This is a genomic window from Gaetbulibacter aestuarii, assembly GCF_039537665.1.
GTDB lineage: Bacteria > Bacteroidota > Bacteroidia > Flavobacteriales > Flavobacteriaceae > Gaetbulibacter_A > Gaetbulibacter_A aestuarii.
Map to the genome: position 1 here is coordinate 508,887 of NZ_BAABAY010000002.1, position 12,480 is coordinate 521,366.

The following is a 12,480-nucleotide window of genomic DNA, read 5'->3' on the forward strand; positions in this document are numbered from 1 at the left end:
AACGAAATTATATTCGTATATTTTTGAAACTAATGTTGGGGTAAATTAGTAATTTTGAACTCAAAACGTCCCGAATTTCAAATATGCGCAAAATACTAGTCATATTTATTTTTTGTCTTCCTATTTTGGGTTTTACCCAAACGCCTGAGCAGGAACAGGATAGTACTGAAGTTACCTATCTGATTATTGAAGGTGATTCAGTGCCGCGAACTACCATCGATCTGGATGAGGTGATGCTTTTGCAAAAACTAAAGTTTGACAGCCGTGAGGACCGCATTCGCTATCTCATTCTTCGCAGAAAAACCATTAAAGTATATCCTTATGCAAAACTTGCAGCCGATCGTCTGGATTCACTGAATAAACGATTGGAGACGCTTACCCGGAATCGCGATAAAAAAAGATATACCAAAATGATCCAAAAGTATATTGAAGGGGAGTTTTCAGATCGCTTAAAGAAACTAACGCGCACGGAAGGCCAGATTTTAGTAAAACTGATATACAGGCAAACCGGCGTAACCACCTTCGATCTTGTTAAAGAATTACGGAGTGGCTGGCGTGCCTTTTGGTACAATACTACCGCCAGTATGTTCAATATTTCATTAAAAGAAGAATTCGATCCCTGGAATAATAAGGAAGATTACCTCATTGAAGATATCTTGCAACGCAATTTTCAAAATGGTATTTTAGAGCGACAAAAATCGGCCATTCCGTACGATTACTACGACTTAACCAATAAGTGGTTACACGGTGGTTGGGATGAAGCAAAAAAAGAAGAGCAATAGCTTATGCGCATACAATCGACCTTAGAAGAAAAACTAAACGCCATAACCCATGGTATTGGGGCTTTATTCGGGATTTTTGCCTTAGTATTACTGATAAATCATACGCTTCAAGCGCCTTTTATTAACAAATTTAGTGTGGTAGTTTACGGGCTTTCCATCATCATTTTGTTTACGGCATCTACTTTATATCATAGTGTAAAAAACGAGACCAAAAAGCATTACTTCCGTATTGTTGATCATATCAGTATTTATGTATTAATTGCCGGAACCTATACCCCCGTAACTTTGATTGCTTTGGCAAATACCAAAGGGTGGACCTTATTTTGGGTCGTGTGGTCTATTGCAGCTATAGGATTAGTGATCAAATTATTTTTTACCGGTCGCTTCGAAATTTTTTCAACCTTATTATACCTGGTTATGGGCTGGTTGATCATATTCGATTTTTCCAATTTATCAACTATGGTTGGTAGTAATGGCATATTGTTCCTTTTTGCAGGTGGTTTGGCTTATACCATAGGCATAGTGTTTTATGCTATTCATAGCATTCCCTATAACCACGTGATCTGGCATTTGTTTGTTTTAGCTGGAGCCGTGTTTCATTTTTGTATGATTTACTTTTATATTTTATGATCGAAATAAAGCCAGCCAAAACTAAAGAAGAGATCAAAACCATAGCCGGATTAGCCGATATTATTTGGCGCGAACATTATATTCCAATTGTAGGAAAATCCCAGATCGATTACATGCTCGATAAATTTCAATCGGCTGAAGCCATGGCTGATCAAATTCATTCGGGTTACGAATATTACACGATGATTTATAATGATAAACCTGTAGGCTATCTGGCCATTGTAAACGAAGCATCAGCATTATTCCTAAGTAAGATCTATGTTTTAAAAAAATATCGAGGAAAAAAGATAGGAAAACACGCCATGCAGTTTATTGAGGAAAAAGCCAAAGCTTACGATAAACCGAAAATTCGCCTAACGGTGAATATCAATAATGTACATTCTATTGAGGTCTATACAAAATTAGGATTTCGAAATGTAGGTCCGTTGGTAACAGATATAGGTGAAGGCTTTATCATGGACGATTATGAACTCATAAAAGAGATCTGATCAACTGTCGATAACATCGCGGTATTCTTGAAAAAAGGCTTCAAATAAACTCATTTTTTCAGAAAAGAATACCATAACCTCCTGCCAGGTATTTTTGTTGTGGATAGATACTTTTTTTTCTAAAGGCACATAGATCCTTGAAATCTCTTTGCCGTTTTCTAAAACGTAGCTTTCTTCAAAAACAGCTTCCGGTAAATAGTCGTCTTGTAAAATAGATTTTAAAGCAAGTAGTTTTTCCCAAAACCGAATACGATTTTCTAATGGTTCATCCAGATCCAGAGCTACAAAAGCTCTTTTGGTGTCAAAGTGAAATTTAAAATCCAAACCTTTCAGTTTGGTATTATACAATAACCATTTCCGGGGAAAGGATTTCCCAAAGCTCGTCCAGAATTCCTGTCGTAAAACCCGTGATTCTTCCTTTGAAAACATTTTAAAAATAGAAACTTTTAGATAAAATAGGCAATGGCCACACCCAGAATTATGGCGATAAACTTATTCAAATTGAATTTATGACCCTCACCACTTTCAAATAAAATAGTTGTTGAAATATGAAAAAAGATACCAATAACCATAGCGTTAATGCTGTAAGCTACCATGGGATCAAGATCAGCTGTATTTGAAACCAAAGTTCCCAGCGGTGTCATCAGAGCGAAAACAAGTAAGAAGCCGATAATTTTTGTTTGGTTAAATCCGGAACGAAATAAGAACAAACTCACTAAAGTAGCGATCGGAATTTTATGAACTAAAACGCCAAAAACCATATCATTGTGCTCATGAATAGGGAAACCTTCTAAAAAACTGTGAATGCACAAACTAATAAACAGTAACCACGGAAAAGCTGTTTCTTCCTCATGTATGTGCACATGCCCGTGCTCAGCGCCTTTCGAGAACAATTCCAGCACAATTTGCAGCAGAATACCGCACATTATAAAAAGCCCGCTAAGTTTGTATTGTAAATGTTGGTAAACCTCAGGTAACAATTCAAAAAGCGTTAAGGCCAATAAGAACGATCCGCTAAAAGCCAGTAATAATTTCGTGTTCCAGGTTTTTTTTCCGCGTGTTAAAAAAGCAATAATAATGCCTAGAATTACAGCAGAAACGGGAAGAATATAATTAATCATTAAAAATCAGTTTGTACAATAAAGAATTGAAGTTTGGTGTAAAAGGCCTGCCCAAAAGTACAATTTATTTAAAGACCATTACTAAACAGTTGTCTTCAGCTTTACAATTTAATCGTATTTATTTTTGTGGGGTTTCTACCGCATGCTGCGGCAGTCAGGCTTTTCGCTGTATCTTTTTTTAGCATAACTAAAAAAAGGATGCCGCTACAATCCTTAACCCAATAATTCTCAAATTCATAAGGTATGCGCTAAAATTACATTATTTTTGCAATGAATTTCAACACATCTATGGAAGAAAATTTTAGTATGGTTGCCAAAACCTTATTTGGTTTCGAAGATATTTTAGAGAAAGAACTCCTGCAACTTGGCGCTATGGACATTAAAAAAGGCGTTCGAAATGTCTCCTTTGTTGGCGATAAAGGCTTTATGTATAAAGCAAATCTGGGTTTACGCACGGCTATTAAAATATTAAAACCCATACATAGCTTTAATGTGGCAAATGAAGATGATCTCTACAAAAAGATTTATGCCATGGATTGGGAGCAATATTTAAAACCAACGGGTAGTCTGGCCGTTGATGCTACCATCCATTCTGATTTGTTTTCTCACTCCCTTTACATCGCACAAAAAACCAAGGATGCTGTTGTTGATAAATTCAGAGACACGTCAGGGCAACGCCCTAGCGTCGATCTGAAATTTCCTGATCTCAAGATCAATGTGCACATCGATCGTCGGCGTTGTACCATTTCCTTAGATTCTTCCGGTGATTCGCTACATAAACGAGGTTACAGAACTTCAACAAATATTGCACCCATAAACGAAGTTCTCGCTGCTGGATTGGTGATGCTTTCCGGATGGGATGGTCAAAGCGATTTCATGGATCCTATGTGTGGTTCAGGAACAATACTTATCGAGGCAGCCATGATCGCTTGTAATATTCCGCCTAATTTGATGCGGAAAGAGTTTGCTTTTGAGCGCTGGCAGGATTGGGATGTTGAATTGTTTGAAACCATTGAGGAATCACTTCTTAAAAAAACCAGGGATTTTCATTTTAAGATCACCGGTTATGATAAAGCGCCTAGTGCGGTTTCTAAAGCCAAAGAAAATATCACCAATGCCCATTTAGGAGATTTTATCGAGGTGAAACACGAAGATTTCTTCAAAACCCAGAAAGCCGGAGAACGTAAGTTACATATGGTTTTCAATCCGCCGTATGGCGAGCGTTTGAATATTGATATGGAAGAATTTTACAAGTCCATAGGAGATACGCTAAAACAAAACTACCCCGGAACGGATGCCTGGCTTATCACCAGTAATTTGGATGCCTTAAAGCATGTTGGATTGCGAACATCCAAAAAGATTCCATTGTACAATGCTAAATTGGAAGCGCGCTTTGTAAAATATGTGATGTATGAAGGCAGTAAGAAAGCGAAGTATCAAAAATAGATTCTAAAGTGATCTACTTCTTATAAAGCGGAATACGATACGAGATTATATATCCCCAACCTACACCAATACCGGAACTATCATTGGTTTTATTAAATCCGGGGATGTATAAATTACCAAAATTCTCAGGCACAGTTTCACTTGCCATCATTTTAAGTTGCACATTCACACCAAAATATAGGTTGTTAAAAATTTCAGCTTTAATACCCAATTGTAATTCCGCCCAGACGGCTGTTAAACCACTATAGGTTTTGCTTTCTGTAGTTGAGAATTGAGGCGCCCAATACTGGTTTGTATTGTAAATGGTGTAGGCATTCCTAACCTGGGTAAAACTACTTACACCAACACGAAAACCGGCATATATCATGTTATCCATATCCAGCCAATTGGTGTATAGGTTATAATCGATACCACCTTTTAAATAACTTCCTTTACTGGTTACATCCAGGTAATCGTTCGCCGTGTTTTTTTCGGCATATCCAAGTTCTCCCGCGATGTAAAGGCTCTTTTTAATACGATAATCGGCCACCACTTCAAAACCGCTAAAATTATCATCATAGAATGATCGAATAAGTTTGCTGACATCGCCACCAATCCGAAGACCATATTTTTGTTTTATACCCAGAGTGTCTTTAACCGGTTCCGGAATGCTGTCATTTTGCGCTTGTAATCCAAGGCAAATAAATAGCAAAACGAAACTAATGTAATAAGATAAATTGCGTCTCAGTTTCATTTTCTACAGATTGGTTCGGGTTTACAGGAGCTATGGACTTGATCCAGCGGTCAGGATCGGATTGATCGACCTGCACGGAAACATTTTCAAATATATATTTGTAACCGCAGGCACGGGATACAAAAACGGCTTTGGTACTGTAATTTATAGTAATCAAAACAGATTTACCATCAATAAAATCATCACTGGTATCGTCTGGAGTTCCATTATCGTTTATAAAGGTGTCCTTAATTAATCGGTATTCGGTTTTGTTGGTTTGCGTATTCAGGGGTAAAATGAGTTTACTTTTGTTAGAAACATTGTAAAAGTCGGGTAACGGTTCGGATTGTCCTTCACCAATCACCGTTAATCCAAAAATATTCTTACTGTTCTCCGGATTGTTATTATCAAAGGCTTCCATAACCAGACCTGGCGTGGTAGGGGTACTGGCCGGACAAATATCATCAGGTTCGCAACTTATGGAACTCGTCATCACTATTCCCGAGAGCAAGCACAGAAGTATGCGGATATTTTTTTTAATCATAGTTTTTCTTCCTATCGATTTGGATATTCAAAAGAACGATTTTTTTATCAATTATTGTTCTTTGAGATCAGCGATGTTCCAAAAGTACAACATTTTCAACATGAAATGTTTGTGGAAACATATCAACTGCTTGTGTTTTTACCACTTTATAATCGGCATCCATTAAGGCCAGATCTCTGGCTTGCGTGGCACTGTTACAACTAACATATACTACTTTTTTCGGAGCAATATTCAATATTTGTTGCACGACGTCTTTATGCATGCCATCACGTGGCGGATCTGTAATAATGATATCAGGAGTGCCATGCATTGCGATAAAGCGGTTGTTAAAAACATGCTTCATATCACCTACAAAGAATTCAACGTTTTCAATCTTATTTAATTGTGCGTTTTCTTTTGCAGCTTCAATAGCATCCGGTACAGCCTCAACACCAATTACTTTTTTAGCTTTTTTAGCCACAAATTGAGCTATGGTTCCGGTTCCCGTATAAAGATCGTAAACGAGTTCCTCACCTGTGAGATCTGCAAAATCACGGGCAATTTTATACAATTCGTAGGCCTGATCAGAATTGGTCTGATAAAATGATTTAGCATTTATTTTGAACCGCAAACCTTCCATGTCTTCAAAAATATGATCTTCACCTTTGTAGCAGATCACCTCTTGATCGTAAATTGTATCATTTCCTTTAGAATTTATCACGTATAGTAGGGAGGTAACTTCAGGAAAGGTTTCGGCTATAAAATCCAGAAGTAACTCACGTTTTGGTTTGTCCTCTTTAAAGAATTGAATCAATACCATAATATCTCCGGTAGAGCTCGTACGGATCATCATGGTACGCAACAATCCGCTTTGATCTCGGGTATTAAAAAACTCCAGATCATTTTTTACTGCGAAATCCTTCACTTTATTTCGAATAGCATTCGAAGGATCAGCCTGTAAAAAGCAATTATTGAGATCAAGGATCTTATCCCACATTCCCGGAATGTGGAAGCCTAAGGCATTTTTATCTTTTAGGTCTTTTCCGGAATTTATTTCTTCCGGGGTCAGCCAACGGCTATCGCTAAAAGAAAATTCCATTTTATTTCTATAGAAATACTGGTTTTTTGAACCTAATATGGGTGTGACTTCAGGTAGCTCGATATGACCAATTCGGGTTAAATTATTGGTCACTTCTTTTTGTTTGTAATACAACTGGTGTTCGTAGGCCATATTTTGCCATTTACACCCCCCGCAAGTACCAAAGTGCTCACAAACCGGATCTGTTCGTTTATCCGATAATTTATGAAAGGCTATAGCCTTGCCCTCGTAATAGGCTTTACGTTTTTTAAAGGTCTGAACATCAACCACATCACCGGGTACGGCATGAGCTAAAAAAACAACTTTACCATCCGGTGCTTTGGCTATGGATTTTCCTTTGGCGGCAGCATCAAGAACTTCGAGCTGCTCAAAAACTTTTCGGTTTGATCTTCTTTTGGACATGCTGCAAAAATAAACAAAGCGACTGCGATTTAAAGCAAAACCATGGTATTTTTTACAGGGTAACTAATTCCGCCATTTGGCGAAATAAAAATGTTTTTTAAGGCCATTAAAATTTATTAACTTGCAGCCCTATCCAGGGATGATTTCTCTCCCACGCTGCTTTTTCGTTGACTTCGAAAGAATAAAGGTATAGAAGGAATGGTTATTTTATAAATTTAAAAAACAATTAAAATGGCTGTTTTAGACCAATTAACTTCGCAACAAGCGATTGATTTAGAAAACAAATACGGGGCACACAATTATCACCCCTTACCTGTAGTGCTTACAAAAGGAGAGGGTGTGTATGTCTGGGATGTAGAAGGTAAAAAGTATTACGATTTTTTATCGGCTTACTCCGCAGTAAATCAGGGGCATTGTCACCCAAAAATTGTGAATGCCATGACCAATCAGGCGCAAACCCTAACCTTAACATCGCGCGCCTTTTATAATGATATGTTAGGGAAATTCGAAAAGTTCGCATCAGAATTTTTTGGTTTTGATAAATTATTACCAATGAACACAGGTGCTGAAGCTGTAGAGACCGCTTTGAAGATCTGTAGAAAATGGGCCTATGAAGTGAAGGGCATTCATGAAAATGATGCCGAGATCATTGTATGCGAAAACAATTTTCACGGACGAACCACAACCATAATTTCCTTCAGTAATGATCCGGTAGCCAGAGAGCATTTCGGACCTTACACCAAGGGATTTATTAAAATTGAATACGATAATTTAGAAGCTCTTGAAAAGGCTTTAAAAAGTAGTAAAAACATTGCCGGATTTTTAGTTGAACCTATTCAGGGTGAGGCCGGTGTTTATGTGCCAAGTGCGGATTATTTAGCCAAGGCGAAAGCCCTTTGTGAAGCACATAATGTATTGTTTATAGCCGATGAGGTTCAAACCGGAATTGCCAGAACAGGACGCTTATTAGCAACCTGCGGAAATTGTAACTGCGAGAATAAGAACTGTTCCGGTACGCCAGAGGTAAAACCCGATATCCTTATTTTAGGAAAAGCTCTGAGTGGCGGGGTTTATCCGGTTTCTGCCGTGTTGGCAAATGATCCTATCATGAACGTGATACGTCCCGGAAACCACGGAAGTACATTTGGTGGAAACCCTGTAGCAGCTGCCGTAGCGATTGCCGCTTTAGAGGTGATCCGTGATGAAAAACTTGCTGAGAATGCTTTTGTTTTAGGAGAACTTTTCCGCAGTGAATTAAATAAATATATAGAAACCAGTAACATTGTAAAACTGGTACGTGGTAAAGGGCTATTGAACGCCATCGTAATTAACGATAGTGAAGATAGTGATACCGCATGGAATATTTGTTTGGCGCTTCGTGATCATGGGTTGTTAGCAAAACCAACACATGGTAACATCATCCGTTTTGCACCGCCTCTGGTGATGACCGAAAATCAGTTGCTGGATTGTGTTTCGATCATTACAAAAACACTGAAAGCCTTCGAAAAATAGGTTGAAGTTTATGGATACAAAAAAAGCGACTTATACAGTCGCTTTTTTTATTTTTCGTTTGGGATAAACAAATTACTGGCCCATCATTTCCTGCATACGCTCTTGCATAAGTTCCTGATTACCCATGGCATCCCAGCCTAATTTATATCCAAAGTATATAGTTATAGCTAAAGAAAGCACGCATAAAATAATTCCAATAATGGAAAGTATTTTACCGGTTTTTACATTTTGATAACCTGTATATTCATCGGGATTTTCCTTGTAAATGGCCGAAGCCTTCGCCGCAAGCACTAGCGCTACGATTCCTAATATAATTCCGATTCCGTAAAAACAGCAACCTAATATTGATAAAATTCCAAGAACTAATATGAGTGTAGAATTGGGAAGTCTTTGTTGTTCCATAATTGATTGTTAAAAGTTAAAGTGTTTATAAAAATAGCCGGTAACGATGATTACCGCATTCAATATAGCTAAAAAATAAATAAGTTTTCCGGCGTATTTAAAATTTCTGATGGCATTAAATCCAATAACCCCAAAAAGGAGCACCAACGTAAAAATAGCCGGATACATGTGAAATGCAGCTGAAAAATCACCTTGAATAAGTAAAACCAACGAGCGTTGCATACCACAGCCAAAGCATTCGATACCAAAAAATTTTTTTGATAAGCAAGGGAGCATGTATTGCTCATAATTTGTTGCCAGGAAATTCATGTGGACTAAATTAATAAATAGCTTTAGATTATCATAATTTGTAAATGATACTTTTTCATATTGAATCCCTTGTTTTTATCTGATGCAAGCTCAGTATTTCTATGTAAATTTGTATTCAAACAAAAAGTAAAATGAAGTATTTAAACTACTTTTTAATTATTTTGGGAATTGCTCTGGCTTTATATTCTGATAGTTTTGAAGATTACAACAAAAAAACTACGGTTTTGGTTTTGGGAATGGCTGCTATGATGATAGGCATTTACCGTATCAGTAAAAAGTTGCGTAGCCGTTCTGATCGGGATAATTCCAATGCTTCAGACGACAATTAAAAATTTCCAATGGATTTCAAGATTAATGATTTTGTTTCTGTTTTAGATGATGACCTTTCAGGTACTATTAAACGGATAGAAGGGGATGTTATTTATATTGAAACCTCTGAGGGTTTTGAACTCAGTTATCATAAAAATGAACTTATAAAAATGGAGGACAAATCAGGTTATAGTAAATCCATTTTTTCTGAAAAGTCATTAAAGGAGGTTGTTGCTGAGAAAGAGAAACCAAAACGCAAACCTTCAGCGCGTAAAAAACCGAAGGAACGTCATGAGGCTGTTATGGAAGTTGACCTGCATATTCATCAACTCGCGCCTTCCACAAAAAACATGTCTAATTTTGATATGCTTACCCTTCAACTGGATACCGCAAAGCGGAAATTGGAATATGCTATAGCCAACCGCATCCCGAAGGTGGTTTTTATTCACGGCGTCGGTGAAGGCGTTTTAAAATTGGAATTGGAGTACCTTTTCCGTCGGTATGATAACATAAAATATTATGATGCCAATTACCAGAAATATGGCTTGGGCGCCACAGAGATCTACATTTATCAGAACCCTAAAAATTAATTAAAAGGCGGCGTTACTTTTCTAGTGTTTGTTGTAATACCATCCTTCAGAATTCCAAAATCAAGTATTTCCTGAGAAAGAAACGATAAGCTAATGTCACGAACCTGAGCACTTACTGTATAGGTTTGATATATGGTGTGTTGTCTGTATGCTGTTGCCGGTACAGTAGTACTAACATCTGGATTTAAATAATCTGCTCCAACATTATTATTTGTAATATCGTTCTCGGGGTTTTGATCCTGTGATTGATTTTCTTCATCGCGGGTAAGTACGCCATCGCCATCGTCATCAGGATCTAAATAATCCGGGATACCATCACCATCGGTGTCTTGCGCATCATCCAGATTACCGTCACCGTTGGGATCCGGGTTTTCATTAGCAGTTAAGACATTGTCGCCATCATCATCCATATCGATATAGTTAGGTAAACCGTCACCATCGGTATCGTCATTTTCATAATTGCCATCACCATTAAGATCTTCTAATACGGCAGGTATGCCGTCTTTATCGTCTTCGGCCAGAATGGTACTAAAGTCTACTGAGCAAGCATCATTTTCGTCCTGAACAATATGAACATTCGGCGGAATATCTGTACAAAAAAGGTCATTCGGTAGGGAAGCATCTGTATAGGTTCGGTAATAAATGGTGGCAGATTTTGTTGTAGTCAGTGTTCCATCGGTTCCTACCGCAATTAGATCAGCTTTAGAAAATTTAGTAATCAATAAAGATAGGGATTCTGTAGGGTCAGTTTTCGTTTTATACAAAACGATATCTGAAGCACTTTCGCAGGCTTGAAAATCTTCTCCAAAGTTCAATTCAACTGTTATCACATTACCATCATCACAAGAAGGTAGTAAAAGCAAAGGCAGTAAAAGAAAGAAAAACTTTCGCATCGTATTTGGGTTTTAGGCAAAAATAGTGGAATTGTTAATTATAACGTAGCTTATTGAGAATAATTTTATTTCAAGTACTTTTGTACTTTAAACACCAGGCATGAAACAGGTTTATTTTGATAATGCAGCTACGACACCTATGAGAAAAGAGGTGGTGGAAGTCATGACCGCGGTTATGCAAAATAACTTTGGGAATCCGTCATCTACCCATAGTTTTGGAAGGCATTCCCGAGCTTTGATAGAGCAAGCTCGTAAAACAGTGGCTAATAGTTTGAATTGTTCTGCCGGTGAAATTATTTTTACTTCCGGTGGTACTGAGGCTGATAACCTTGTGCTTCGCAGTGCTGTTCGCGATCTGGGTATTAAAAATATCATCAGTTCTAAAATTGAGCATCATGCGGTGTTGCATACACTGGATCAATTAGCTGAGGAATATAATATCGAATTAAGCTTCCTGAATTTAGATTCAAAGGGCGGTATCGACACGAATCATTTAAAAACTCTGCTGGCATCAGATAAACCAACTTTAGTGAGTTTAATGCATGTGAATAATGAGATAGGTACTATTTTAGATCTTCAAAAAGTAGCTGAACTTTGCAAAGCTAGTGGTGCTTTGTTGCATTCTGATGCCGTACAATCTATTGGCCATTATCCTATTAATCTTCAACAAACACCGGTTGATTTTTTAGCTGCTGCCGCCCACAAGTTTCATGGTCCAAAAGGCGTGGGGTTTGCTTTTATTCGGAAAAATACCGGTTTAAAACCTTTGATATTTGGAGGCGAGCAGGAGCGAGGTTTGCGTGCCGGAACAGAAAGCACCCATAATATTGTGGGCTTGTCTACCGCGCTGGAATTGGCAGATAAGAATTTTGAAGCAGAGCATCAAAAAGTTAAAGATTTGAAATCTTATTTTATGACCTCCCTGAAAGACGCGATTCCTGCGGTGAAATTTAACGGGTATTCCGGGGATCTGGAAAAAAGTACCTATACATTGGTGAATGTATGTTTACCGGTGAACGCACAAAAAGCCTCTATGTTATTGTTTCAATTGGATTTGAAAGGTATTGCCTGTTCAAAAGGAAGTGCCTGCCAAAGCGGAAGCAATCAAAATTCACATGTACTTAACGAAATCCTTGAGGAAGCTGATCTTCAAAAACCTTCCGTTCGATTTTCATTCAGTATTTTTAATTCAAAGGACGAAGTAGATTATGTAGTTTCTGTTCTCAAAGAAAACATTTTAAGCACAGTTAGTTAATGTCACT

Annotated in this window: 16 protein-coding genes; 8 read left to right on the plus strand and 8 right to left on the minus strand. The window is 37.7% G+C overall.

What is annotated here, in order from left to right; all coding sequences use genetic code 11:
• The first annotated feature begins 83 nt into the window (after positions 1–83).
• The 3 genes from ABD682_RS11070 to ABD682_RS11080 are packed head-to-tail and all read left to right on the plus strand — an operon-like array spanning position 84 to position 1,900.
• Positions 84–782 (plus strand): DUF4294 domain-containing protein, encoded by a 699-nt coding sequence (locus ABD682_RS11070; RefSeq protein ID WP_344741422.1) that lies wholly within the window; start codon positions 84–86, stop codon positions 780–782.
• A gap of 3 nt (positions 783–785) precedes the next feature.
• Positions 786–1,412 carry a PAQR family membrane homeostasis protein TrhA gene (trhA, locus tag ABD682_RS11075; protein WP_344741423.1) on the plus strand — a complete coding sequence of 209 codons (627 nt, stop codon included), beginning with the start codon at positions 786–788 and terminating at the stop codon, positions 1,410–1,412.
• Entirely contained in the window at positions 1,409–1,900 is a 492-nt protein-coding gene (locus ABD682_RS11080; protein WP_344741425.1) for a GNAT family N-acetyltransferase, read from the plus strand. Before trhA ends, ABD682_RS11080 begins: the two co-directional genes overlap by 4 nt.
• Here ABD682_RS11080 and ABD682_RS11085 read toward each other — a convergent pair whose 3' ends face one another.
• On the minus strand, positions 1,901–2,329 hold the full coding sequence (locus tag ABD682_RS11085) for a DUF4268 domain-containing protein (protein WP_344741427.1): 429 nt from the start codon (positions 2,327–2,329) through the stop codon (positions 1,901–1,903).
• A 17-nt stretch (positions 2,330–2,346) separates the two neighbouring features.
• A complete protein-coding gene (locus ABD682_RS11090; RefSeq protein ID WP_344741429.1) occupies positions 2,347–3,021 on the minus strand; it encodes a ZIP family metal transporter in 675 nt (224 codons plus the stop codon).
• A gap of 288 nt (positions 3,022–3,309) precedes the next feature.
• On the opposite strand from ABD682_RS11090, the gene ABD682_RS11095 reads away from it, so the two are divergent.
• Positions 3,310–4,467 carry a THUMP domain-containing class I SAM-dependent RNA methyltransferase gene (locus tag ABD682_RS11095; RefSeq protein ID WP_344741430.1) on the plus strand — a complete coding sequence of 386 codons (1,158 nt, stop codon included), beginning with the start codon at positions 3,310–3,312 and terminating at the stop codon, positions 4,465–4,467.
• 13 nt (positions 4,468–4,480) lie between these two features.
• Here ABD682_RS11095 and ABD682_RS11100 read toward each other — a convergent pair whose 3' ends face one another.
• From ABD682_RS11100 to rlmD, 3 genes are all read right to left on the minus strand, one after another.
• Complete coding sequence (locus ABD682_RS11100) at positions 4,481–5,200, minus strand: DUF6048 family protein (protein WP_344741431.1); 720 nt, start codon at positions 5,198–5,200, stop codon at positions 4,481–4,483.
• Entirely contained in the window at positions 5,166–5,723 is a 558-nt protein-coding gene (locus ABD682_RS11105; RefSeq protein ID WP_344741432.1) for a DUF6452 family protein, read from the minus strand. Before ABD682_RS11105 ends, ABD682_RS11100 begins: the two co-directional genes overlap by 35 nt.
• Before the next feature lie 67 nt (positions 5,724–5,790).
• Positions 5,791–7,203, minus strand: a complete 1,413-nt coding sequence (gene rlmD / locus ABD682_RS11110) for a 23S rRNA (uracil(1939)-C(5))-methyltransferase RlmD (protein WP_344741433.1) — start codon at positions 7,201–7,203, stop codon at positions 5,791–5,793.
• A 231-nt stretch (positions 7,204–7,434) separates the two neighbouring features.
• Between rlmD and rocD the strand changes: the two genes are divergently transcribed.
• Positions 7,435–8,715 (plus strand): ornithine--oxo-acid transaminase, encoded by a 1,281-nt coding sequence (rocD, locus tag ABD682_RS11115; RefSeq protein ID WP_344741434.1) that lies wholly within the window; start codon positions 7,435–7,437, stop codon positions 8,713–8,715.
• A gap of 72 nt (positions 8,716–8,787) precedes the next feature.
• On the opposite strand, the gene ABD682_RS11120 is transcribed toward rocD, so the two are convergent.
• Together ABD682_RS11120 and ABD682_RS11125 are read right to left on the minus strand one after the other, a co-directional pair.
• Positions 8,788–9,117: a CCC motif membrane protein gene (locus ABD682_RS11120; protein WP_344741436.1), complete on the minus strand. Its 330-nt coding sequence runs from the start codon at positions 9,115–9,117 to the stop codon at positions 8,788–8,790.
• Positions 9,118–9,126: 9 nt separating this feature from the next.
• Positions 9,127–9,426, minus strand: coding sequence for a DUF2752 domain-containing protein (locus tag ABD682_RS11125; protein ID WP_344741437.1), 300 nt, complete (start codon positions 9,424–9,426; stop codon positions 9,127–9,129).
• Between the two features lie 131 nt (positions 9,427–9,557).
• On the opposite strand from ABD682_RS11125, the gene ABD682_RS11130 reads away from it, so the two are divergent.
• The gene (locus ABD682_RS11130; protein WP_344741438.1) at positions 9,558–9,755 is read left to right on the plus strand and encodes a hypothetical protein; all 198 of its coding nucleotides are present in this window, start codon (positions 9,558–9,560) and stop codon (positions 9,753–9,755) included.
• Between the two features lie 9 nt (positions 9,756–9,764).
• Positions 9,765–10,325, plus strand: a complete 561-nt coding sequence (locus tag ABD682_RS11135; RefSeq protein WP_344741439.1) for a Smr/MutS family protein — start codon at positions 9,765–9,767, stop codon at positions 10,323–10,325.
• Here the strand turns inward: ABD682_RS11135 and ABD682_RS11140 are convergent.
• Entirely contained in the window at positions 10,322–11,218 is an 897-nt protein-coding gene (locus tag ABD682_RS11140; RefSeq protein ID WP_344741440.1) for a hypothetical protein, read from the minus strand. The genes ABD682_RS11135 and ABD682_RS11140 overlap by 4 nt on opposite strands.
• Positions 11,219–11,318: 100 nt before the next feature.
• On the opposite strand from ABD682_RS11140, the gene ABD682_RS11145 reads away from it, so the two are divergent.
• Positions 11,319–12,473 (plus strand): cysteine desulfurase family protein, encoded by a 1,155-nt coding sequence (locus tag ABD682_RS11145; protein WP_344741441.1) that lies wholly within the window; start codon positions 11,319–11,321, stop codon positions 12,471–12,473.
• The last annotated feature ends 7 nt before the right edge of the window (positions 12,474–12,480 follow it).